The sequence below is a fragment of the Conexibacter woesei Iso977N genome, assembly GCF_000424625.1.
Lineage (GTDB): Bacteria > Actinomycetota > Thermoleophilia > Solirubrobacterales > Solirubrobacteraceae > Baekduia > Baekduia woesei_A.
On record NZ_AUKG01000001.1, the window covers coordinates 1,282,387 to 1,305,806 of the forward strand.

Annotated in this window: 20 protein-coding genes; 11 read left to right on the forward strand and 9 right to left on the reverse strand. The window is 72.9% G+C overall.

The features are described from left to right. Window positions 1-5: 5 nt before the first annotated feature. Complete coding sequence (locus tag H030_RS0106225) at window positions 6-617, reverse strand: PilZ domain-containing protein (protein WP_196809017.1); 612 nt, start codon at window positions 615-617, stop codon at window positions 6-8. A 139-nt stretch (window positions 618-756) separates the two neighbouring features. On the opposite strand from H030_RS0106225, the gene H030_RS0106230 reads away from it, so the two are divergent. The 5 genes from H030_RS0106230 to H030_RS0106250 all read left to right on the forward strand — a co-directional run bounded on the left by H030_RS0106230 (window position 757) and on the right by H030_RS0106250 (window position 4,722). Beyond that, complete coding sequence (locus H030_RS0106230; RefSeq protein ID WP_027005491.1) at window positions 757-990, forward strand: hypothetical protein; 234 nt, start codon at window positions 757-759, stop codon at window positions 988-990. A 190-nt stretch (window positions 991-1,180) separates the two neighbouring features. After that, window positions 1,181-1,987 carry a hypothetical protein gene (locus H030_RS0106235; RefSeq protein WP_027005492.1) on the forward strand — a complete coding sequence of 269 codons (807 nt, stop codon included), beginning with the start codon at window positions 1,181-1,183 and terminating at the stop codon, window positions 1,985-1,987. Between the two features lie 36 nt (window positions 1,988-2,023). Further along, window positions 2,024-2,812 carry a fumarylacetoacetate hydrolase family protein gene (locus H030_RS0106240; RefSeq protein WP_027005493.1) on the forward strand — a complete coding sequence of 263 codons (789 nt, stop codon included), beginning with the start codon at window positions 2,024-2,026 and terminating at the stop codon, window positions 2,810-2,812. A gap of 140 nt (window positions 2,813-2,952) precedes the next feature. Then, the gene (locus tag H030_RS29745) at window positions 2,953-3,957 is read left to right on the forward strand and encodes a glycerophosphodiester phosphodiesterase family protein (RefSeq protein WP_051221854.1); all 1,005 of its coding nucleotides are present in this window, start codon (window positions 2,953-2,955) and stop codon (window positions 3,955-3,957) included. 60 nt (window positions 3,958-4,017) lie between these two features. Further along, window positions 4,018-4,722, forward strand: a complete 705-nt coding sequence (locus tag H030_RS0106250) for an ArsR/SmtB family transcription factor (protein WP_027005494.1) — start codon at window positions 4,018-4,020, stop codon at window positions 4,720-4,722. On the opposite strand, the gene H030_RS0106255 is transcribed toward H030_RS0106250, so the two are convergent. Next, window positions 4,719-6,008, reverse strand: a complete 1,290-nt coding sequence (locus tag H030_RS0106255; protein WP_027005495.1) for an ATP-binding protein — start codon at window positions 6,006-6,008, stop codon at window positions 4,719-4,721. The genes H030_RS0106250 and H030_RS0106255 overlap by 4 nt on opposite strands. Before the next feature lie 113 nt (window positions 6,009-6,121). After that, the gene (locus H030_RS0106260) at window positions 6,122-6,703 is read right to left on the reverse strand and encodes an ATP-dependent Clp protease proteolytic subunit (protein WP_027005496.1); all 582 of its coding nucleotides are present in this window, start codon (window positions 6,701-6,703) and stop codon (window positions 6,122-6,124) included. Between the two features lie 285 nt (window positions 6,704-6,988). On the opposite strand from H030_RS0106260, the gene H030_RS29750 reads away from it, so the two are divergent. Continuing rightward, window positions 6,989-10,924 (forward strand): ATP-binding protein, encoded by a 3,936-nt coding sequence (locus H030_RS29750; RefSeq protein ID WP_035125917.1) that lies wholly within the window; start codon window positions 6,989-6,991, stop codon window positions 10,922-10,924. A 15-nt stretch (window positions 10,925-10,939) separates the two neighbouring features. On the opposite strand, the gene H030_RS0106270 is transcribed toward H030_RS29750, so the two are convergent. Together H030_RS0106270 and H030_RS0106275 are read right to left on the reverse strand one after the other, a co-directional pair. After that, a complete protein-coding gene (locus H030_RS0106270) occupies window positions 10,940-11,914 on the reverse strand; it encodes a hypothetical protein (RefSeq protein ID WP_027005497.1) in 975 nt (324 codons plus the stop codon). 28 nt (window positions 11,915-11,942) lie between these two features. Next, entirely contained in the window at window positions 11,943-14,060 is a 2,118-nt protein-coding gene (locus tag H030_RS0106275; RefSeq protein WP_027005498.1) for an NAD(P)-binding protein, read from the reverse strand. Between the two features lie 176 nt (window positions 14,061-14,236). Between H030_RS0106275 and H030_RS0106280 the strand changes: the two genes are divergently transcribed. Beyond that, entirely contained in the window at window positions 14,237-14,674 is a 438-nt protein-coding gene (locus H030_RS0106280; protein ID WP_155891870.1) for a universal stress protein, read from the forward strand. A gap of 334 nt (window positions 14,675-15,008) precedes the next feature. Here H030_RS0106280 and H030_RS29755 read toward each other — a convergent pair whose 3' ends face one another. From H030_RS29755 to H030_RS29760, 4 genes are read right to left on the reverse strand one after another with little or no spacing between them, the layout of a single operon-like run. After that, window positions 15,009-15,647 carry a hypothetical protein gene (locus tag H030_RS29755; RefSeq protein WP_051221857.1) on the reverse strand — a complete coding sequence of 213 codons (639 nt, stop codon included), beginning with the start codon at window positions 15,645-15,647 and terminating at the stop codon, window positions 15,009-15,011. 10 nt (window positions 15,648-15,657) lie between these two features. Next, window positions 15,658-16,689, reverse strand: a complete 1,032-nt coding sequence (locus H030_RS0106290; protein ID WP_027005500.1) for an alkaline phosphatase family protein — start codon at window positions 16,687-16,689, stop codon at window positions 15,658-15,660. Window positions 16,690-16,700: 11 nt separating this feature from the next. Further along, the gene (locus tag H030_RS0106295) at window positions 16,701-17,681 is read right to left on the reverse strand and encodes an aldo/keto reductase (protein ID WP_027005501.1); all 981 of its coding nucleotides are present in this window, start codon (window positions 17,679-17,681) and stop codon (window positions 16,701-16,703) included. Continuing rightward, window positions 17,678-18,043 carry a MerR family transcriptional regulator gene (locus tag H030_RS29760; RefSeq protein ID WP_035125920.1) on the reverse strand — a complete coding sequence of 122 codons (366 nt, stop codon included), beginning with the start codon at window positions 18,041-18,043 and terminating at the stop codon, window positions 17,678-17,680. The genes H030_RS0106295 and H030_RS29760 overlap by 4 nt, the downstream gene beginning before the upstream one ends. Window positions 18,044-18,219: 176 nt before the next feature. Here H030_RS29760 and H030_RS36470 point away from each other — a divergent pair, with 176 nt between their 5' ends. Genes H030_RS36470 through pgsA form a run of 4 tightly spaced genes read left to right on the forward strand, consistent with a single transcriptional unit; the run spans window position 18,220 to window position 23,216 of the window. Beyond that, window positions 18,220-21,411 (forward strand): diguanylate cyclase, encoded by a 3,192-nt coding sequence (locus tag H030_RS36470; protein ID WP_051221859.1) that lies wholly within the window; start codon window positions 18,220-18,222, stop codon window positions 21,409-21,411. Window positions 21,412-21,457: 46 nt separating this feature from the next. Further along, the gene (locus H030_RS38905) at window positions 21,458-21,619 is read left to right on the forward strand and encodes a hypothetical protein (protein WP_155891871.1); all 162 of its coding nucleotides are present in this window, start codon (window positions 21,458-21,460) and stop codon (window positions 21,617-21,619) included. 46 nt (window positions 21,620-21,665) lie between these two features. Further along, the gene (locus H030_RS29770; protein WP_196809018.1) at window positions 21,666-22,547 is read left to right on the forward strand and encodes an EamA family transporter; all 882 of its coding nucleotides are present in this window, start codon (window positions 21,666-21,668) and stop codon (window positions 22,545-22,547) included. A 39-nt stretch (window positions 22,548-22,586) separates the two neighbouring features. Next, on the forward strand, window positions 22,587-23,216 hold the full coding sequence (gene pgsA, locus H030_RS29775; RefSeq protein WP_196809019.1) for a CDP-diacylglycerol--glycerol-3-phosphate 3-phosphatidyltransferase: 630 nt from the start codon (window positions 22,587-22,589) through the stop codon (window positions 23,214-23,216). The last annotated feature ends 204 nt before the right edge of the window (window positions 23,217-23,420 follow it).

Genomic DNA, 23,420 nt, shown 5'->3' on the forward strand with positions numbered 1-23,420 from the left:
GCGCGTCAGGCGGTCCGGCTGCGCAGCATCGCCAGCGCGTAGCGCTGGCGCGCGAACACGAACTTCACGATCCGCTCGCGCTCGGCGTCGCTGACGCCCTCCAGCCGCAGCCCGCGCAGGCCCCACGTGTCGTCGGCGCGCACGACGCGCGCCAGCAGGTCGACGAGGTCGTCCTCGTCGTCGAGCTCGAAGCGCACGCGCAGCTTGTCGCCCTCGGCCAGCGCGTCGGCGCCCGCGACCAGGACGCCGCCCGCCGACACGTTGCGGGTGTAGCCGTTGAGCCACCCGACCCTGAAGCCGTCGGGGATCATCGCGACGGGGCGGACGAGGTCGATCCGGGCGGCGTCGCGGCGTTGCGGCTTGGCCCGCGGCGCCAGCGGGACGACCGCCTGGAGGAAGTGCAGCAGGTCGGAACGCACCTGCCCGCCGTCGCCCGGGACGGCCAGCAGCGTGCCGTCGATACGCGAGTCCCCGGCCAGCGGGACGATCGTCGCGCGGCGCCGGTGCAGGAAGCGCGCGGGCACGCCGGAGCGGGTGTCGATGACGGCCAGCTCGGCCGCGCCTTCGACGGTCCGGACGACCACCGCCTCGAGCGTCGCGACGCTCGGGACGATCACGCGCACACGTTCATCCTGACCCCTGCGCCGCCCGATCATCTTCACAAGGTGATCGACCGCGGGGGCCCGGACTTGAGCACGGATTGCACGCTAGCGACCATTGTCACTAACCCCTTCGCGCGGTGGGTATCCTATAGCTATGGCGAAGACGCAGCGAGAGCGGGATCAGGCCGCGCGCGAAGCGAAGCTCGAGCGGATCCAGGACCAGGTTTCGACCGGGGATCTGACGATCCGCAAGATGAGCGACGAGGAGCGCGCCAAGTGGGCGAAGCGCCGCGAGGAGAGCGAGGCAACGGCCAGCCCGGCCGATCGCCGTCGTGCCGCGGCAGCGCAGCGCCGGCGCGCACGTCGCGCAGCGCGTACGACGCCGTAACGGCGCCGCCGCCGCGGTCCGCCCGCTGACGCGGGCGCGTGTCCGGCAACGGACACACCGCGGCGGGATGTGGACTCGCGCCGACGGGTACTCCTGCGACTGGGTCGGGAACCTGGTTGCTCTCGGGAGGAGAGAACTCGTCGTGCTGCCTCGTCGTTCCCTGTTCGCCGCGTGTCTCGCGGCGGCTGTCTTGATCATCAGCGCCTCCGGTGCGGACGCGGCGACGCTGCGCGGCCGGATCCTCGGCGAGCCCGCGGTGAGGGGCGCTCACGCCCAGGTGCCGCTGGCGCTGAGCGGTGGCGGCGTCGCGGTGCTGACCGTGCCCGCGAAGTCCGGGTTCCGGACCGTGACCACCGGCCGCACGAGCGCCGACAAGACGCGCCTCGGCGACCTCGTGAGCGCGCGGGTGCGCTCGCTGGTCCGGGGGCGCGCGAAGGCGCAGTACCTCAAGATCGTCTCGCGCTCGCAGGCGCCGTCGTTCGCGACGCTGCACGGGCTGCTCGGCGGCGCGCAGACCGGGGCGAGGGCGGCCAGCGCGGCGGTCGCGTCGATCGCCGCCCAGGAGGCGGCGGGCAACGGGACCGTCACCGACCCGGACGCGCTGCGCAACGCGATGCTGTCGTTCCGGACGACGCTGAACAACCTCGTCAACGGGCTGCGCGACCAGGCCGACAACATGGACAAGGTACGTGGGAGCGTGCGCGCGTCGAAGACCCTCGTCAGGCAGCTGGACGACACGGCCGCCGCGGCGCGGACCGCCGCGAGGAAGCTGGACGACGGCGTGACCGGGCTGGACGAGTTCATCAACTCGATCGGCGGGCTGTCGGCGGACGGATTGCCGATCGGCGGTGTCGGCGAGGTGTCGCAGGTGCTGGCGGCCGCGCTGCAGGTGATCGACGGGCTCGACCCGCAGGACGGGCTCCCGGGCGCGCCGACGCTCCCGGACCCACTCGGCGGCGTGCAGGTGCCGTCGCTGCCTCCCGTGCTGCCGGGGTGATCGCGGCGCGGGCGGCGCGCTAGGGTCCGGCGCGCCATGAAGCTCGCGACGTTCCTGCTCCCCGGCGCCGAGGCGCCCCTGGCCGGCGAGGTCCGCGGCGACGCGGTCGTCGCGTTCGCCGACGGCACGACGGTCCTGGACCGGCTCGCGTCGGGCGACCGCTCGGCGGCCGGCGGCGAGTCCTACACCTTGGCCGGCGTCACGCTGCTGGCGCCGGTCCCGGTGCCGCGCGCGATCTTCGGCGTCGGGCTGAACTACGCCGCCCACGCGGCCGAGACCGGCGCGACGCCGCCCGAGGCGCCGATGATCTTCATGAAGCTGCCGTCGTCGGCCGCCGCGCCGAACGGCACGGTCGCGATCCCGGCCGCCGCGATGGCGCGGCTGGACTACGAGGGCGAGCTGGCCGTCATGATCGGCGCGGGCGGCGAGGTCGCGGGCTACGCGGTCGCCGACGACCTCTCGGCACGGCACCTGCAGAAGCGCGAGAAGCAGTGGACGCGCGCGAAGGGCTTCGACAACTCGGCGCCGTACGGGCCGTGGATCACGACCGCCGACGAGATCGCCGATCCCGAGGCGCTGCGGCTGCAGACGTGGGTCAACGGCGAGCTGCGCCAGGACTCGTCGACGAGCGATCTGATCTTCGGGATCGAGGCGGTCGTCGCGTTCCTGCGCGAGACGTGCACGCTGGCGCCGGGCGACCTGATCCTGACCGGGACGCCGTCCGGCGTCGGTCAGGCGATGGATCCGCCGCGCTTCCTCGCGTCCGGGGACCGCGTCCGGATCGCGATCGAGGCGCTGGGCGAGATCGAGCACACGATCGCGTAGCGTCGTCGCGCGGCGGGTCGCCGCGCGGACGGTGGGCGTCCAGTTCGTCTGGACGAATCTCCTCATCGCTCAAGCGTCTCCGCGCCAGCTCCGATGACGGGGCGGTTACGCCGCGGGGGCGTGTGACAAACTGGCGCGCGATGTCTCGCGCCCCACTCGCCGCCCTGTCCCTGGCGACGGCCTCGCTGGCCGCTGCCCTCGTCGTCGCCGGCCCGGCTTCCGCCGCCACGAACCCGTGGCTGGAGAGGAGCCGGCCGCTGAACATCGCCCATCAGGGCGGGGAGGACGAGTTCCCGTCGAACACGATGTACGCGTTCCGGTCCTCGCTGAAGGCGGGCGCCGACATGCTGGAGCTCGACGTCGGGGTCACGAAGGACGACCAGGTCGTGGTCATGCACGACACGACGCTGGACCGGACGACCAGCGGCAGCGGGACGATCGCGTCGCACACGCTGGCGCAGGTCGAGAAGCTCGACGGCGCGTACTGGTTCCACGCGTCGACCGACAACGCGTACGAGCACGGTCGCTCGAGCAAGTCCTACACCTTCCGCGGTGTCGCGACGGGCAGGAAGCGCGCGCCGAAGGGCTACAGCGCGGCGGACTTCCGGGTCCCGACGCTGAAGCAGGTCCTGAAGGCGTTCCCGCACACCCCGATCAACATCGAGATCAAGGGGCGGACGAAGGCCGAGGACCCGAGCGAGTACCTCAAGAACGCGGACGTGCTCGGCGCGTTGTTGAAGCACAACGCGCGCAAGGACATCGTGGTGGTGTCGTTCCAGCAGCCGGCGGTCGACCGCTTCCACACGATCGCGCCGCAGGTGCCGCTGGCGCCGGGGATCGGCGGGAGCGCCGACTTCCTGCTCGGCAGCAAGTCGCCGGGAGCGGGCGTCGTCGCGTTCCAGCTGCCGATCACGTACGAGCTCAACGGGCAGACGCTGAACGTCACGACGCCCGACAACGTCGCCCGCGCGCACAGGGGCGGCTACGCGTGGCACACGTGGCTGAGCGACGACGGCGAGGGCGTCCCGACGTGGACGAGGCTCATCGACGACTGCGTGGACGGCGTCATGACGGCCGAGCCGGTGAAGTTCGAGGCGCTGCTGAGGAAGCACGCGCGGCCGACGAGCTGCGCGGCGCAGTACTAGCGCCGGCGTCGCGCTGACGCTTCGGCCGCCGCCGAAGCGTCGGCGTCCTAGCCTGGCGGCATGGACGTCGATCTTGCCTCTGTCGCAGCGCTGATCGCCGACCCGTCGCGGGCGGCGATGCTCGACGCGCTGCTCAACGGCGGGCGCCACAGCGCCCGCGAGCTGGCGGTCGCGGCGGGGATCGCGCCGTCGACCGCGACCGAGCACCTGCATCGCCTGGAGCAGGGCGGGCTGGTCGTGACCGAGCGCGTCGGGCGCCGCCGGGAGGTCCGGCTGGCGGGTCCCGACGTCGGCCGCGCGCTGGAGTCGCTGGCCGCGCTGGCGCCGGTCAGGAGGCCGGTCGGCCTGCGCGAGTGGAACCACGGCGAGGCGCTGCGGGCCGCGCGCTCGTGCTACGACCACCTCGCCGGGCAGGCGGGCGTCGCGCTGGCCGACGGGTTGACGAACGAGGGCATCCTGACCCTCGGCGACGGCGCCTTTGGGCTGACAGATGACGGACACGCGCGTCTGTCCGCCTTCGGCCTCGACATCGACGCGATCCTCGGCGCCCGCCGCGCCACGGCCCGCGCCTGCGTCGACTGGTCCGAGCGTCGTCCCCACATCGGCGGCGCGCTCGGGGCAGCCCTGCTCTCCGAGCTCCTCCACCGCAACTGGCTCCAACCCGCCCCCGTCCGCACCGGCGCCAAATCCACCCGCGGCCGCGTCCTACGCATCACACCCGCCGGCCACACCGGCCTCCACACCCACCTCGGCGTCGCCCTCTAGGGCCCGAGCAACCCCAACGGCACGACGGCAACCCCGTCCTGCCGCCGGTACGCCTCGGGCCCCGTCGTGAGGACGACCTTGTCCAGCACCCGCTCCCGGCCGAGCTTCTCCTCCAGCCAGTTCAGGTGCCGCACGTCCCTGTCCTCAGCAACCCGCGTCAGCTTCACCTCGATGGCGAGGACGCGCCGGTCGTCGCGCTCGACGATGAGATCGATCTCCTGGCGCCCGGCCGCCGTGCGCAGGTGCCAGACGTTCGCCTCGGCCAGGTCGGCATAGGCACGCACAGACTGCGTCGCCAGCGCCTCGAACAGCGCGCCGAGCAGGGGGCCGTCGCGCGGGATCGACGGGCCGGCGTCGTCGCCCGCCAGCAGTCCCGCCCGCCCGACCCGGAGCAGCCGCGCGGCCAGCGCCGGATCGGCGAGCAGGTGCTTCGGCGCCTGGCGCAGCTGGCGCAACGGGTTGTTGGTGGGGATCCAGGCGTCGAGGTCATCGAGCACCCAGATCTTGGTGAGCGCGTCCCGGTAGGACTGCGCGGTCTCCTTGGCGGGCTTGTCGTCCTCGCCCGCGCTTGCGGCGTCCCGGATCTTCTCGAAGCTCGTCGTCGTCGCGGTGGCGGCGGCATAGGCGGTCATCCAGCGCCTCAGCGCAGCGGGATTGCGGATCGTCAGGCCCGCGTCGTCGGGGATGTCGCGGTCGACGATCCGCTGCAGGTAGCTGTCGAGCTGCACCTTCCGCACGCGTTCGCCGAGCGCCCGGATGCCGGGCAGGCCCGAGGCGACGATCTCGTCGGCGTAGTCGCTCACCGTGAGCTCGGTCCGGCCGCGGATGTCCGGGTGATCGCCGCTCAGCAGCGACCGGAGGCCGACCGTGGGCTCGCCGAGTCCGCGCTCGGCGAGGCTCAGCGGGCGCATCCGCAGGGACACGATCCGCCCGGCGCCGGAGTGCGCCGGCGGCGGGTTGGGGACGGCGGAGCCGGTCAGCAGGAAGCTGCCGGGCGGCGCGCCGTCGTCGACCGCGCGCCGCACGAGGTCCCAGGTGAACGGCAGGCGTTGCCACTCGTCGATGAGGATCGGGCGCTCGCCCTCGAGCAATCGCGCGGGGTCCGACTGCGCGATCGCGAGCTCGAGCGGGTTGTCGAGCGCGCGGATGGTCCGAGCACGCTGCTCGGCCGTGCGGGTCTTGCCGACGCCCTTCGGCCCTTCGATGGCGATCGCAGGAAGGCCGGCGAGCAGCTCGTCGAGCACGCCGTCCAGGATGCGACGCTGGTAGTCGGACGGCGGGGACACCGTCCAACTCTACCATTTGTGGTGTGTGAAATCTGCCGTTTGTGCAGAGTGAGCTCGACCGTTTGTGCAGGTCGAGCTCTGCAACTTCGACAGGCGCCGTGCGCCGCCCGGAGCTAGTGGTGCTCGATGACGCGGTCGATGAGGCCGTATTCGACGGCTTCGTCGGGCTTGAAGAAGCGGTCGCGCTCCATGTCGGAGTGGACCTTCTCTTCGGGCTGGCCGGTGTGCTTGGCGTAGATCTCGTCGACGCGCCTGCGGGTCTTGATGATCTCGTTGGCGTGGATCTCGATGTCCGAGGACTGGCCCTCGAACCCGCTGGAGGGCTGGTGGATCAGGATCCGGGAGTTCGGCAGCGAGAAGCGCTTGCCGTGGGCGCCGCCCATCAGCAGCAGCGAACCCATGGACATCGCGATCCCGACGCACATCGTCGACACGTCGGGCTTGATGAAGTTCATCGTGTCGTAGATCGCCAGGCCGGCGTAGATGCTGCCGCCGGGCGAGTTGATGTAGATCGAGATGTCCTTGTCGGGGTCGGCGCTCTCCAGATGCAAGAGCTGCGCGACCACGAGGTTCGCGACCTGGTCGTCGATCGCGCTCCCCAGGAAGATGATCCGCTCGTTGAGCAGGCGGGAGTAGATGTCGTACTCGCGCTCGCCGCGCGCGGTGCGCTCGATCACCATCGGGACCATGGGCATGCCGATCACCCTAGCGGGCGCGGCCCATCGGACCCCGCGGGACCACCGTTCATCACGACCGTACGCCCACGGTGAACGCCGTTCCACGACACGTCACGCCCAGGCAGCGTAGGACGACAGAAACAACGCGGCAGAACGGGGCGCGGCGGGGATGACGCGCTCCGGGTCGGTTCAGGGACGGACCCTGGGATCTACGCCTCCTCCGGAGATTCCACGCCGCGTCTCCTCCATTTCCCCCGGCTCCGTCATGATGCTGGCCCGGAAGGCCTTCCCGGAGTCGGGGGGATGGAGGACCCAGTCCAGCCAACAGCGCAGCCCACCACGATCCAGCTCTCCGCCGCCCTCGCGGGCGGTGCGGAAGCCCGTGGGCGCCAGCTGGCGCTCCTCCAGGCCGTGGTCGCCACCACGGAGTCGGTCCTCGACGTCCGCCAGGACGGCGACGCGCTGCGCGTCACGTTCGGCGACGCCCGCGCCGCCGCGCTCTGCGCGGTCGAGCTGCAGCAGCGTGTCGAAGCCGACAACCGGACCGCCGCGGTCCCCGGCGTGCTGCGCATCGCCGCCGCCGCCGAGGCCGGCAGGGACGACCGCCTCTGCGCCCTGGCCGGCGCCGGGCAGATCCTCGTCGACGCCACGCTCTACGAGCGCCTCAAGGACGAGCCGGACCTCGAGATCTCCGAGCCGCGCCGCCTCGGCGGCCCCGACGCCGCCTCCGAGATCCGCTGGGACCCGCTCCCGGAACCGGTCGTGCCGCTCCCCGCGCGCCTGGAGGTCGCCAGGCCCGAGGTGTTCGTCGGCCGCGGCGACGAGCTCGCGCGCCTGGAGCCGCTGATCGCCCGCGCCGGCCACGGCGGCCGCCAGGTGCTGCTGCTCGGCGGCGAGCCCGGGATCGGCAAGTCGCGCCTCGCCCGCGAGCTGGCGCTCGGCGCCCACGCCCGCGGCTCGACGGTCCTGCAGGGCCGCTGCGACGAGGACCTGCGGATGCCCTACCAGCCGTTCGTGGAGGCGCTCTCGCACCTCGTCGCGCACGCGGCGCCCGCGGTCCTCGAACGCCACGTCGAGGAGCACGGTGGCGAGCTGACGCGCCTCGTGCCCGCGCTCGCGCGCCGGATGCCCGCCGCGCCCGAGCCGCGCGCCGCCGACGGCGACACCGAGCGCTACCTGCTCTTCTCCGCCGTCGTCGGGCTGCTCAACGTCGAGCAGGCCCAGCGCCCGGTGATCCTGTTCCTGGACGACGTCCAGTGGGCGGACGCCCAGACGCTCCTGCTGCTACGCCACCTGGTGGCGTCCGACCTGCGCCTGCGCGTGACGATCATCGCGACGTTCCGCTCGACCGAGCTGGACGACGACGGCCCGCTCGCCAAGCTGCTGGCCGACCTGCACCGCGAGCCGGACGTCACCCGCGTCGACCTCGGCGGTCTGCGCGCCGAGGCCGTCGCCGAGCTGGCCGCCGCCGCGTCGGGCAGGACGCTCGATGCCGCCGGGATCGACGCCGCGCACACGCTCCAGCGCCGGACGTCGGGCAACGCGTTCTTCGTCACCGAGATGCTGCGCCAGAGCGAGGGCGACGACCTCGCCAGCGCGGTCGTCCCCGGCAGCGTCCGGGACGTGCTGGAGCGCCGGCTGCAGCGCCTCGGCGACAGCGTCCGCGACCCGCTGGCGGCCGCCGCGGTCCTCGGCCAGGAGTTCGAGCTGGAGCTGGTCGGCGCGATGGTCGGCCTCGACGTCGACGCCGTCGGCGAGGCCGTGGACGCCGCGGCCGACGCGGCGCTCGTCGTCGCGCCGCGCCACCCGGGCGACCGCTACGCGTTCGCGCACGGCCTGATCGTCACGACGCTCTACGAGGGCCTCGGGCCCGCGCGCCGCGCGAGGATGCACCGCCGCGCGGCCGAGGCGCTGGAGCGGATCTACGGCGACGACCCGGGGACGCGGGTCGGCGAGCTGGCGCGCCACTGGCTCAACGCCGAGCCCGGCGACCTGGACCGCGCGCTGCGCTACACGCGCAGGGCCGGCGAGCACGCGCTCGCGCAGCTGGCCCCGGACGACGGCGTCGACTGGTACCGCCAGGGCCTCGGGCTGTTCGAGCAGCTCGGCCGCGGCGGCGACGACGCCACGCGCTTCGAGCTGCTCGTCGGCCTCGGCGACGCCCAGCGCCAGTCCGGCGACCCGGAGTTCCGGACCACGCTGCTGGAGGCCGCGTCGCTGGCCCGCCGTCTCGGCGACGGGCCGGGCCTGGTCCGGGCGGTGCTCGCGAACTCGCGCGGCTTCGTGAGCGCGTCCGGTGTTGTTGATGATGAACGCGTGCACGCGCTCGAGGACGCGCTGACCGCGGTCGGCGACGCCGACTCCGCCGAGCGCGCGGTCCTGCTCGCCACGCTGGCGGCGGAGCTGGCGTTCTCGCCCGCCGACCGCACGCGCCGCGTGGGGCTGAGCGACGAGGCGCTCGCGCTGGCCCGGCGCCTGGACGACCCGCTCGCTTTGAGCCGCGTCCTCTCGCTGCGCTTCGTGACGCTGTGGATGCCCGAGACGCTCGGCGAGCGCCTCGCGAACTCCGACGAGAACGTCGCCGCCGCGCGCCGCACCGGCGACCCGACGGTCGAGTTCCACGCCGTCCACTGGCGCGCCGCGGCGTTGGTCGAGGCCGGCCGCGTCGCCGACGCCCAGCGCGACGTCGACCACGAGGCGACGCTCGCCGAGCGCCTCGGCCAGCCGACGATGCGCTGGCTGGCGACCTACGACCACGGCAACCTGGAGATCATCCTCGGCCAGCTCGCCGAGGGCGAGCAGCACGCGCACGAGGCGCTGCAGATCGCCACGCTGTCCGCGCAGCCCGACGCGCTGCCGTTCTTCACCTCGCAGCTGACGAACATCCGCTACGAGCAGGGCCGCCTCGCCGAGCTGCAGCCGCTGATCGCGCAGGTCGTGTCCGACAACCCGGGGATCCCGGCGTTCCGGGCGGTCCTGGCGCTCGCCTGCTGCGAGGGCGACCTCGACGACGAGGCGCGCCGCGTGCTCGCGCACGAGTCCTCGACGGAGTTCGGGGAGCTGCCGCCGGACGTCACGTGGCTGCCGGGCCTGGCGATCTACGCCGAGGTCGCCGCGCACCTGCAGGAGCGCGGGGCGGCGGAGATCTTGTACGGGTTGCTCGCGCCGTGGGCCGGGCAGGTCGTCTACTCCGGGATCAGCGCGTGGGGCTGCGTCGACCACCACCTCGGGCAGCTCGCGGCGGTCGTCGGCAGGTTCGGCGAGGCCGAGGAGCACCTGCGGCGCGCGGCCGAGCTGAACGCCGCGCTGAAGGCGCCGATCTGGGTCGCCCGGACCGAGCTGGCGACCGCGCGGCTGCTGCTGCAGCGCAACGGCCCGCAGGACCGCGAGCGCGGGCGGATGCTGCTGGAGCGCGCGGCGGCCGCCGCACAGCGGCTGGGCAGCGCGACGCTGGCGCGGCGCGCGAGCGGGCTGCTCGGCTACGAGAAGGCGCTCAGCTCGCTGCCGATCCAGGTGATGCCCAACCCGGGCGCGAGGGCTGCGCGGACGCCGGCGCCGTCGAACGCTGCGCCGGCCGCCGCGGGTGGTCCGGTCGCGGCGCAGGCGTCCAACGGCGCCCCGAGCGCGACGTTCCGGCTGGAGGGCGAGATCTGGACGGTCACGGGGTCGGAGACCGTGCGCCTGAAGGACCGCAAGGGCCTGCAGTACCTCGCGACGCTGCTGGAGCAGCCCGACGTCGAGGTCCACGCGATCGACCTCGTGTCCGGGCCGGTCGACGCGGCGGCGCGCACCTCGGGCGGCGGTGCCGGGGCCGCGGCCGCGGGCGCGGCGACCGGCGAGCTGACCGTCAGCGACGGCGGCGACGCGGGCGCGCTGCTCGATCCCGAGGCCAAGGCGCAGTACCGCGCGCGGATCGGCGAGCTCCAGGAGGACCTCGACGAGGCCGAGCGCTTCAACGACGTCGAGCGCGCGGCGCGGCTCCGCGAGGAGCTGGACTTCATCGCCGCCGAGCTGTCGCGCGCGGTCGGCCTCGGCGGCCGCGACCGCAAGGCCGGCAGCGCCGCCGAGCGCGCACGGGTCAACGTGACGCGCGCGATCCGCGGGGCGGTCCGGGCGATCGCCGAGCACGACGCGCGGCTCGGCCACCACCTGGAGCGGTCGGTCAAGACCGGCATCTTCTGCACCTACGATCCGGGCCCGCCGGGCCCGGACACGTGGCGCGTGACGGTCGAGCGCTAGCGCGCGCGGCGCCGCTCAGCCGTTGGTCGTCCCGGGCGCGGCCCAGCGGACGCTGCCCGCGGTGATGAGCATGTCGAAGGTCATCTTCATCGCGAGCGTGACCCTCTGCTCGGGCACGATGCCCAGCTCGTCCTGGAGCGGGTGGGAGTCCAGGTGCTGGATCTTCAGCTCGTAGTCGTGGTCGAGCTGGGAGATCTTGATGTTCTTGGTGATCGCGGGCGCGACGACGACCTGCTGGATGTCGGCCCTGCGCCCGTCGGCGGTCGCGCGGATCTGCTTCAGGAAGACCTGGTTGACCGCGCTGTCCCTCAGCGCCTTGCCGAACTCGAGCGCGAAGTGCAGGCCGAGATCGACGCCCGGCCTGTCGAACAACATGGCCTTGAACCACCTGGCGACGGCCCTGATGTCGTCCAGGGCCAGCTCGGTCTCGGACGGGTCGCCGGTCGGCGTGAGGTCCATCAGGCGCCGGCGCTCCGGGTGCTGGTCGGGCGCGAAGTCCATGCCGAACACGTCGAGCGTGAACGGGTCAGTGCTGTGCGCCGGGTCGTCGGGCATCTCCGACCAGCCCATGGTCTTGGGGTAGCCGTAGTCCTCGCGGCCCGACAGCAGCGAGATCGGGTTGTCCAACATCATCGCCGCGCAGAACATCCCGAAGTCCTGGGCGACGAGCCTGTCGCCCTCGTGCTTGACGCGCGCGACCGGGATCCAGAAGCCGACCTGCGGCTCCTTGACCGAGCCCATCGTGTGCCACGGCTCGTACTCCGGGACGATCGAGCCGACGACGCCGAACGTGACGATGACGTTGTCGCCGAGCGGGCGGTAGTCGACCGCGCCGCCGGTCGGCGTGTCGAACACGCGCCGGCAGAGCGCGTCGAGCTTGGCGTGGTCGGCCTGCAGGCCGAAGACGTACAACTCGGTGTCGTTGCACTGCAGCGGGCCGGGCGCGGAGCCGAGGCCGCCGAACTCGACGTAGTCGGGGAGGTCGGTCATGTTGGGGTCCTTGGTCGGTGCGTCGGGGTCAGTCGGATTCGAGCCAGCCCTCGGTGCCCGGGATCACCGCGGGGTGGCCGGAGAGGTGCTGCGCCGCGAGCTTGCCGGACGTGACGGCGGCCTCGACCGAGCCGCCGCAGACACCGTTGCGCGTCCAGTCGCCGGCCAGCGCCAAGTTGGTGGCCTTGGCCTCCGACGGGCGCATGCGGTGCTCGATCGAGCCGGGCGGCGTGAGCACGTAACGCTCGGAGCCGAAGATGTTCGCGCGCCAGTACTGCGAGGCGACGCGGCCGTCGCCGTCGGCGTCCTGGTGGTCGTAGAGCAGCGCCCAGGCGAAGGCGTCGTCGGTGATCGAGCCGGGCCAGAGGATCGAGGAGTGGTCCTTGAGGTGGGTGACGCCGGCGGCGAAGGCGCGGCGGTCGGCCTCCTCCTGGTCGCCGGACTCCTCCTCCTTGGCCATCGTGCCGCAGAAGTAGCCGATCGACGTGACCGGCAGGCCGGCGGCGGCCCAGCCCTCGCGGTCGAGCAGGTGCGACATGTCGCACAACGTGTCCAGCGGCTTGACGTAGGCGCCGGAGATCATGCCCTTGGGGTTGGTCGGGCCGAGCCTCTCGGGCGTGTCGGTCATCCACACCTGCAGCGCCAGGGTGGCGACGGTCTCGGCGTGGTCGAGCATCGCCTGGAACTTCGGGTCGGTCGCGGCGATCTCCTTCGTGATGTCCGGCAGCGACGCGACCGACATGCCCATGACGACGAGGTCGAAGTCCTCGCCGACGCGGAGCGTGATGTCCTCGGCGTCCGGGCCGGACTGGCAGCGCTCGAAGAAGACGTCCCTGTAGGCCTCGGCGCCGCCTTCGAGCTGGTCGAAGAGCGGCTCGGCGGGCCAGGACATGAGGCCGCCGACGTCGGGGATCAGCGGGAGGTACTCGGCGCCGTTCTTGGTCTTCGCCTGGCGGCGGACGGTGATCTCGTCGACCAGCGTGCCGGCCTCGTTGGTCCCGATGTTCGTGACGTCGTGGAAGAACTCGAAGCGGACGCCGCGCGCGCGGAGCGCCTCGTACATGGGCGCGAAGATCGCGTCGCCCATGCCGGCCTGCATCTTCCACATGATCGCGCCCTTGTAGCCGAGGCACATGCGGAGCATCGCCTGCAGGGCCTTGCCGGCGGCGATGCAGGGCTGGGCGCGGTCGCCGTCCTTGTAGCCGAAGCAGAGCTGGTAGAAGGCGCGCAGGATCGGGGACTGGTCGAGCGTCTCCTGGCGGGCGCCGTGGCGCTTCATCCAGGCCATGAACTCCTCGCCGTTGACCTGGGCGAAGCCGCCCTTGGCGCGGTCGTCGAGGTCGTCGGAGAGGATCCCGCGGAAGACGGTGGCGGTGACGTCGAAGGTCATCGCGTAGCGGTCGCCGCCGGTGATCGCCCAGATGACGTCGGTGAGGCCCTTGAGGAACTTGCAGATGAGGGGCTCGTCGGGGGATTCCGGATCGTCGTCGTCGTCCCTCAGGTGCAGCAGGGGCCGCGCGAACCTCATGAAGCCCTCGAAGAGCCTGGTCATCTCGGACTCGCCGTCGTCCTTCTCTTCGCCCATGAGCTTCTCGGCGGCGAGCAGGAAGGCGTCGAAGAACTTGTCGAGGGCCCTGAGGTGGAGCTTGGCGTGGTCCGGGGGCTCGATCAGGCGCAGCGTGTGGATCGCGTCGCGCATGAGGTCGTGGAGGGACGGCGGGTCGCCGGGCAGGCCGGGGAGCGCGTCGTTGGGCGGGAAGTGGAACCTGCGCGGGATCCAGCGGTCGTCCTCGGTGTCGTCGCAGAGGACGACCTCGTTGGTCGGGTGGAACGCGTCCTGCCAGGTGCGCAGCGCGGCGCCCTCGGGGCGGTCGAGCTCCTCGTAGATGCGGCGCATGACGTCGAAGGCGTTCTCGTAGAAGCCGAACCAGACGTGCAGGCCGTGCTCCTCGATCCGGAGCGCGCCGTTGATGTCGCGGCGGCCGGACGCGCCCTTGCCGCCGCAGCGCCAGCCGAGCTGGTAGACGGTCAGGTCGTAGGCCTGGCGCAGCTCGGGGGTGGCCGTGAGCTCGAACGCGGCGGCCAGGGAGCCGGCACCTCCGCCCAGGATCGCGACGCGTTTCCGTTCCCTTGACGTTGCTTCCATGACGGTGGGCGACCGTAACCGACCGCGGGGCTGCGCACAACCTTTGAGCGGTTTCGTTCCCGGATGAGCCGTTCAGTGGGTCGCGTGGTGGCTGAACGGGGGAGGGAACGCCGTTCCGTGTGAGTGAACGCCCTGGTCGTGCAAGGAGCTGATTGACCGTGCTGGAGACCGCCACCATGACCACGAACATCGTCGTCCCCGCCGACGGCTCGCCCGCTGCTGAAGCGGCGGCCTGGTATGCGGGTGCGGTGGCGGAGGCCCGGCGCGGGACCGTGCACGTCGTCGCGGCCTGGGAGCCGCCCGGAGCGCGTGCGCAGGAGCTGGCGCGGACGCTGGGGCGGCGGGCCGAGGTGGACGCGGTGCTGGCGGATGTCCAGGGCGCGCTTTCGGCTGCGGGTCTCACCGTGAACGGCCACGTGCGCCGCTGCGGGCTGGTTGCCGCGCTGTGCGCGGTGGCGAGCGAGCACGACGCGGAGCTGATCGTCGTGCCCGCGGGCTGGACGTCCTTGGCGCGCGAGCTGCGCTGGCGGGCGTCGTGCCGCGTGGACATGCTGGTCGTGGACAGCGGCCGCCACCCCGGCTTCCGTCCCTTCCCGGTGGCCGTCGCCCGATGAAGGCCCACTGAACTTCTGAGCTTGCCCGTCCTCGCGGGCGGTCTCCGTCGAGTCCTCGTCCAGGGGTGACTCGGCGGAGAGCGCCGGCGAGGGCGGCTACCTTCCGCCCCGTTTTCCTCTGAGGTGGGCGGAAACCCGGCTGTGCAGCGCACGGATGCGCTGCACCAGCCGCTTCTTTCGCGGCCTCGGCACACGCGATCACCAACGCCCTGGCCCCGCCGCCGGTCGCGTCCACGGCCACACGCCCGCCGCTGCGGGCGTTTCCGGTACCGATGCGTGGTCGGGTGCGGCGCTGTCGCCGTTTGGCGGTCTCCGCTCTCCTCGGTACACGCGGTCACCAACGCGGCGGTTCTGCGGTCGGTCGCGTCCGCGGCCGCACTCCCGCTGCTGCGGGGCGTTGCCGGACCGATGCGTGGTCGGGCACAACACGCCGACTGTTTGGCGGTCTCCGCAGGCGCCAGGCTGTGCCGCTACTGCGGAGGTTCGCGAAGGGCAGGTGGCCGTGGAGGGCTTTGAAGTGCTGGAGGAGCCGGTGTTCGTACTCCGCCGCGGGCTCGTCCCAGGTGATCGGGTGCCAGGCGATGAGGAGGGTGTCGGCGTCGGAGAGCTGCCAGATGAAGCGGCCGCCGCGGTGGCCGACGGTCTGGCCTGCGCCGAAGCGGGCGTACTGGTTGAGGCGGCGGCGGGCGATGTCGGCTTTGCCGATGTAGACGGTCGTCGCGCCGTCGACCCACTTCGCGGCGAGGACGTCGACGCTGACGGTTGGGTCGCGGCCCTGGAACCAGCCGCCGGTGCTCGTCGTCGTGAAGCGGGGTGGCGCGGAGGTGTCGCGGACCACGACGTAGGTCGCCGGTGTGCGCGGGACGTCGACCAGGGACGCGCCGCGGAGCTCGGGCCAGGTGCGCCAGCCTTCGAAGCCGGCGGCGGTCAGGCCGGCGCGGGTGAACGTGGTCGGCAGCGCGGGCGCGGCCATGGGGGCGAGGCTAGTCGAGCTGGAGGGTGCCGAGGAAGGTGGTTGATTCCTCGGGCGTGAGGCCGCCGTGGTGGCCTAGGAACTTCTGCTCGACGTCTTCGTGGCCGGTGAGCCAGACCTGGTGGCCGGGGGATGGGAGCACGCAGACCGGGGGAAGGCGGGCTGCGAGGCGAGGGCCGATTGACGGGCCGAAGAGGGTGTGGCTGGGCACGGCGGTTGCGTCTTCGCCCAGGCGCGTGTTGAGCGCGTCGAGTTCCTCGATGGGCACGTCGAGGAAGAGGTCGCGGGAGGAGCCGGCGGGTTGGATGCCGGGGAGGTCGAGGTAGGTCACGCGGTCCGGGGATACGTCGATTTGGCCGTGATCCGCGGTGAGCAACAACAAGGTGTTCGGGAAGTGCTCGCGCTCCGGCCCGAAGAAGAGGGTGTAGATGGCGTCGAGGGCCCGGAGCGCGATGTCGTCGAACTCGGGAGATGAGGGGCCGTGGAGGTGGCCGGTTGTGTCGATGAGGTCGTAGTAGATGTAGGTGTAGGACTTCTCTGACGCGGGTGTGAGGGGGAGGGAGGCGAGGTTGGAGTAGGGGACCAACTGCGCTCCGCGCAGCGCGACCGCGTCGAAGCCGGAGGGGGAGAAGCGGTCGGGGGAGAACACGGTCGACGTCGCCCCGTGGCGGATGGCCAGGCGCTGGTAGAAGGTCGGGCCGTCGGGCAGCAGGCCGCGCGCGTAGGGGGCGTCGGGCGGAACCAGCAGCGGGATCGTGATCGCGTCGAGGGCCGGCTCGTAGATGCGCCACTCGTACAACCCGTGGTCCTCGACCGGCAGCCCCGTGTGCATCGTCGTCACGTGCGCGGTCGTCGTCGAGGGGAACTGCGAGCGCAGAGGGGCCAGCGACCCGTCGCGGGCGATGCGGCGCAACAGCGGGTGCTGCGCGTGGCGTTGGACGAAGGTCCAGCCGAACGCGTCGAGGAGGACCACGATGACGTGGTCGTGGGAGTCGAGCTGCCGGGCGATCAGGCCCGGCAGCTCGGAGAAGCGCTCGATCACGCTCCCATTCTCTACTTCGAGAGCGTCGCCATCATGTTGGGTGGGTAGCGGTCGCCGGCCACGTCGGGCAGCGTCGCGGAGATCTCGGCCAGCTCGGCCTCCGACAGCGTCACGTCGGCCGCCGCCACGTTCTCCTCCAACCGCGTCCGGTTCTTGGTCCCCGGGATCGCCACGGTGTCGTCGCCCTGGGCCAGCACCCACGCCAGCGCGAGCTGCGCCGCCGTCACGCCCTTGGCCGCGGCGAGCTGCTCGATCTTCGCCACCACGTCCAGGTTCTTCTGGAAGTTCTCGCCGACGAACCGCGGCGACGAGCGGCGGTAGTCGTCCTCGTCGAAGTCGTCGATCGACCTGTAGGCCCCGGTCAGGAACCCGCGCCCCAGCGGCGAGTACGCCACCAGCGCGATGCCCAGCTCGCGCAGCACGCCCACGACCTCGTCCTCGACGTCGCGCGACCACAGCGAGTACTCGGTCTGGACGGCGGCGATCGGATGCACCGCGGCTGCGCGGCGGATCGTCTCGGGCCCCGCCTCGCTCAACCCCAGCTCGCGCACTTTGCCCTCGGCCACCAGCTCGGCCATCGCCCCGACCGTCTCCTCGATCGGCACGTCCGGGTCGACGCGGTGCTGGTAGTACAGGTCGATCACGTCGACCCCCAACCGCTGCAACGAGCCCTCGACCGACGACTTCACGTAGTCCGGCCGCCCGCACACGCCGCGCTTGGCGGGATCGTCGGGGTCGAGCAGGATCCCGAACTTCGTCGCCAGCACGACGGAATCCCGCCGCCCCGCCAGAGCCCGCCCGACCAGCTCCTCGTTGACGTACGGCCCGTACATGTCGGCCGTGTCCAGCAGCGTCACGCCCAGCTCCAGCGCGCGGTGGATGGTGGCGATCGACTCGGAGTCGTCGCGCCCGCCCGTGTAGAACGCGCTCATCCCCATGCACCCCAACCCGAGGGCGCTCACTTCCAAGGACCCCAACTTGCGCGTGTTCATCCGATCTTCTCCTTGTACAAGTCGATCTTGTAGTCGATGAGCTCCAGGTTCCTCTCCATCTCGGCCAGCGCGGCGCGCACCTGGTCGCGGTGGGCCTCCAGCAGCGCCAGCCGCTCGCGCTCGTTCCCGTCGCCCTCGCGCAGCAGCTCGGCGTACTTCCGGACCTCCCGGATCGGCATGCCGGTCGCGCGCAGCTTCGTCAGGAACGCGATCCGCGACAGGTCGCGGTCGCTGTAGCGCCGCCGCCCGCCGGCCTCGCGGCCGACCGGGTCCAGCAGCCCCGCCCGCTCGTAGTAGCGCAACGTGTGCGCGGTCAGGCCGGAGGCCTCCGCGGCCTCCGAGATCGTCATCGAAACCGCCATGGCCAACACGCTACGACTTCGAGCGCGCTCGAAGTCAAGGGCCGGACATCCGCGGGCGGACGCGCTCCCCCGACCGCGGGACCCCAGAACTGACCACGCACCGGTCGGACTCCCGTCCGCGAACCGCCAACCGGCTCAGCCGCGTCCGACCTCCGGACAGAGCCCCCTCCGCCGCCATGCCGCAACGCTCCCAGGACTCCCTCATCGCCCACGCGCGCACGCTCGCGCGGATCCTCGCCGCGCTCGTCGCGGCGATCGGCGTCTGCACGCTCCTCGGGCGCGCGACCGGGATCGCGCTGATCGGCCACCTCACGCCCGGCTCGCCCTCGATGCTCCCGGGCACCGCGCTCGCGCTCACGCTCTACGGCGCCGCGCTGTTCGTCCACGCGCGCCCCTCGCGCGACCGCACGATCACCCGCGCCGCCCGGACCGCCGCGACGCTCGCCGTGCTGACCACCGTCGTCTGCGCGGTCGTCCCGCTGCCGCACCGCATCACGCCGACCGCACTCGCCGCGCTGCTCGCGCTCGGCCTCGCGCTGGAGCTGGACCGTCGCCGCCGCGCCGACGGCCGCCTCGTCAACGCGATCGCGCTCGCGCCGCTGGTCATCGGCCTGGTCGGCGTCGCCGCCTACGTGTCCGGCATCGGCTCCTTCACCGGGACCGCCGGGAGCCTGCGCGTCGCGCTGGCCACCGCGCTCGCGCTCGTCGCCGCCGGCGGCTCGCTCCTGCTCGCGCGCCCCAGCCGCGGGACCGTGCGCCTGCTGGTCTCCGCCGGTCCCGGCGGGATCCTCGCGCGCCGCCTGCTGCCGATGGCGCTCGCGATCCCGCTCGGCCTCGACGCGCTGCGCTCCGCGGTCTCCGACGCCGGCCTCGTGGAGCACCACGTCGGCGACTGGCTCTACGCGGTCGCGCTGGTGATCACGCTCGGCGCGGTCGTCCTGCGCCTCGCGACGCGCCTGAACGTCGCCGAGGTCGGCCGCCGCGCGGTCGAGGAGCGCCTGCGCAGCAGCGAGGCGATCGCGCGCTCGGTCACCGACACCGCCAACGACGCGATCGTCTCGGCCGACGCCAACGGCTGGATCACGCTCTTCAACCCCGCCGCCGAGCGCCTGTTCGGCTGGGCGGCCGCCGAGGTCATGGGCCGCCCGGTCACGCTGCTGATGCCCGAGCGCTACCGGACCCCGCACCGCGACAGCCTGCGCCGCTCGGCCCACGGCGCGCCGCTGCGCCTGGCCGGCGTGCCGCTGGAGCTGCACGGCATCACCAAGGCCGGCCGCGAGTTCGACCTGGAGATCTCGTTCGCCCGGGTCGACGGCGCCGAGGGCTTCCACGTCACCGCGATCATGCGCGACATCTCACCGCGCAAGATGCTCGAGCGGATCGCACGCGAGGACAGTGAGCGCATCGCCCGCGTCGTCTCGGCCCAGACCGCGATCGCCGGCGGCTCCGGCGAGCTGGTCGCGACGCTCGACCTCGTCGCCGCCCAGGCCGCCGCGATCGTCGGCGGCGACGGCGCGGTCGTCGAGCTGCCCGACGGCGACGACATGGTCTACCGCGCGGGCGCCGGGGCCGGCGCCGCGCACCTCGGCACGCGGATCGCGATCGAGGGCAGCCTCTCCGGCAGCGTGCTGCGCAGCGGCGAGTCCGCGTTCTGCCTGGACTGCAGCGCCGACCCGCGCGTCAACGCGGAGGCCTGCGCGCGCGTCGGCGTCGGCTCGATGGTCTGCGTCGCGCTGCGCCATCAGGACGAGGCGATCGGCGTTCTCAAGGTGTACGCCAAGGACCCGCACAGCTTCGCCGATCGCGACGTCCAGACGCTGGAGCTGCTGGCCGGCCTGGCCGCCGCGACCGTCCATCGCGCGCAGGTCGAGCGCCGCCTCGCCGCGCTGCACGCCGCCGGCGCCGAGCTGGGCTTCGCCCGCTCGCTGCAGGACGGCCTCGTCGGCGCGCTGCGCGGGACCGGCGAGCAGCTCGGCTGGAACGCCGGCGCGATCTGGCTGTCCGGCGCCGCCGACGGGTCGCTGACCTGCGCCGGGACCTGGCACGCGCCGGGCCTGCCGGTCGGCCCGTTCCTGGAGCTCGTCGAGCAGACCGAGGAGTTCGGCACCGGCACGCTGATCGACGCCGTCCGCCGCTCCGGCGCGCGCGCCTGGGTCGAGCACGTCGAGTCCACCGACCCCGACGCCACGCCGGACCCGCGCCGCATCCGCGCCGCCGCCACGTGCGGGCTGCGCACGCTGACCGCGGTCCCGATCGTCGCACGCGGCCAGACGCTCGGCGTGCTCGAGCTCGGCGCGCTGGAGGCCCGCAGCCACGACAGCGCGACGCTGGACCTGATCGACGACGTCGCCGCCGCGGTCGCGCAGTTCGTCCAGCGCCGCGATGCCGAGGAGCGCATCACGACGCAGGCGACGAACCTCGCCGCGGTCGCCGAGCTGAGCGCCACGCTCTCGCACGCCGGCGAGCCCGAGCAGACGCGCCCGCTGCTGGTCGGCGCGATCCGCGACCTCGCGCGTGCCGACTCCGTGATGCTCTTCGAGCCCGACGGGCCGGACCACCTGGCGATCAGCGCCGAGGCCGGCGGCCTGGTCGACGTCGGCCGCCGCGTCGAGCTGCACGAGCACAAGGCGGTCGTCGCCGAGGTCTTCCTGAGCGGTCGCGGGCGCTTCGTCGGCGACTACCTCTCGGAGTCGTCGCACTGGCGCGCGCTGCGCGAGCAGACCGGGCTGCGCTCGGCGCACTACGAGCCGGTCCTGCGCGACGGCGTGGTCGCGGGCGTCCTGGTCATCGCGACCTGCGCGGTGCGCCCGCGCGACCACCGCGGCCTCGACCAGCTGATGCGCCTGCTCGCCGGTGAGGCGGGCACAGCACTCGCGCTCTCCGACCTCGTCGCGTCGCTCGACGCGCTGGCGCGCACCGACCAGCTCACCGGCCTCGCCAACCGCCGCACGTGGGACGACGAGCTGCCGCGCGAGCTGGCCCGCGCGCGTCGCAACGGCGAGCCGCTGTCGGTCGCGATCCTCGACCTCGACCGCTTCAAGTCCTACAACGACACCTACGGCCACCCGGCCGGCGACCGCCTCCTGCGCGGCGCGGCCGCCGCGTGGACCGAGCGCCTGCGCACGACCGACCTGCTCGCCCGCTACGGCGGCGAGGAGTTCGCGGTGCTGCTGCCTGGCTGCGACACGGCGGCCGCCGCGCAGGTCGTCGAGCACCTGCGCGCCGCGGTCCCCGACGACGAGACCTGCTCGATCGGCCTCGCGACGTGGGACGGCGACGAGTCCTGCGACACCCTCGTCGCCCGCGCCGACACGGCGCTCTACCGCGCCAAGGACGGCGGCCGCAACCGCGTCGTCGCGGCCGCCTGAGTCGGCGACCGGACCTCAAGTCCACGTACGCTGACACCGCACCGAGGTGGCCGCGGTCGCCGAGGAGGCGTCGGCCAGCGCGGAGGAGGTCTCGGCCTCGACCGAGCAGACGTCGGCCTCGACGCAGGAGATCGCGGCCTCGGCCGGCGAGCTCGCGCGCACCGCGGGCGACCTCGAGGCGCTCGTCGCGCAGTTCAACCTGCGCTAGAGCGCGGCCGGGCGCGCTCGGGCGCGCAGTCCCTATCGTCGTCGCCGTGCAGCAGACGGCGACGGCGAAGGGGCTCCCCGGGCTGGACCGGGTTCCGCCGATCGCCCTCGTGCTGTCGGGCGTCACCTCGATCCAGTTCGGCGCGGCGATCGCCGCGACGCTGTTCGACGACCTCGGGCCGTCCGGCGTCAGCGCGCTGCGGCTCGGCTTCGCGGCGATCATCTTGATGGCGTTGTTCCGCCCGCGCGTGCGCGGGCGAGCGCCGCGGGACCTGCGCCTGGTCCTGCTGTTCGGGCTCGTGCTCGGCACGATGAACCTGACGTTCTACGAGGCGCTGGACCGGATCCCGCTCGGCGTCGCGGTGACGATCGAGTTCGCGGGGCCGCTGGGCGTCGCGGTGTTCGGCTCGCGCCGGCGCCTGGACCTCATGTGGGCCGCGCTGGCCGCGATCGGGATCGTCCTGCTGGGCAACCCGTTCGGCGCCGGGCTCGACACGGTCGGGCTGATCCTGATCCTCACCGCCGCCGCGTGCTGGGCGGCCTACATCCTGATCGCGCAGCGCGCGACGTCGGTCTTCACGGGCAGCGAGGGCGTGGCGCTGGCCAGCGTCGTCGCGGCGCTCGTCCCGCTCGGCCCGGGGATCGCGCAGGCCGGCACCGACCTGCTGGAGCCGAAGTGGCTGGCGCTCGGCGCGTGCGTCGCGCTGATGTCGTCGGCGATCCCCTACAGCCTGGAGACCGAGTCGCTGCGGCGGCTGCCCACGCACGTGTTCGGCGTGCTGATGTCGATCGAGCCCGCGGTCGCCGCGCTGGCGGGGTTCCTGATCCTCGGCCAGTCGCTCGACGCGCGCGAGATCGTGGCGATCGGGCTGGTCGTCGTCGCGTCGGTCGGGTCCTCCAGGAGCGCCACGGTCGCGGCCGAGGCGTAGAACCGCTGTGAACGGCGATACTGCGCGGTACAGGTCCCGATGCTCCCGCTGAACCTCCCCAACGTGCTGACGGTCGTCCGGATCCTCCTGGTCCCGGTGCTGGTCGTCGCGCTGCTGGGGGAGACCGGTAACGACCTGCTGGCCGCGATCGTCTTCGCCGCCGCCTCGGCGACCGACGCACTCGACGGCTACCTCGCGCGGTCGAGGAACTCGATCACGTCGTTCGGGAAGCTGATGGACCCGATCGCCGACAAGCTGCTGGTCGTCGCCGCGCTGTTCGCGCTCGTGTCGCTGGACCGGCTGCAGGCGTGGATCGCGATGGTCATCGTCACGCGCGAGCTGGCCGTGACCGTGACGCGCATGGCCGCCACCGCGCAGGGCGTGATCATCCCGGCCGCGGGCTGGGGCAAGCTCAAGACGATCGTGCAGGTCGCGGCGATCTTCTTCCTGATCGCCTTCGACCCGACGCCGCTGTGGGTCGACCTGCTCGTCTACGCCGCCGTCGCGATCACGGTGATCAGCGGGGTTGACTACTTCTTCGGGCTGCGGCGGATGCTGCGCGAGGCGGACGAGCGCCGCCGCGCGGCGGCGGCCGGCGCTGCCGGCGAGGCGGAGGCGCCGCCGGCGCCACCGGTCTCGCCGCCGCCGGCGGCGCGGGTGCGGTCTTAGCTCGGAGCGTTGGTGGTGGTGCGGCGCGGCGGTGGGTGGTGTCCAGCGCGGCCGTGTGGGTGGTGGTGCGGGGCGTTGGTTGGGAGGGCATCGATGGCGAGCAGCGCTGGAGGCGGCGCCACTGTTGGTGGTGTGGCTGGGCTGCTCGCCGGGACCGGGGCGGGGTTCGGGGCCGAACTGGTCGGTCAACGGCAGTCTGGGGTT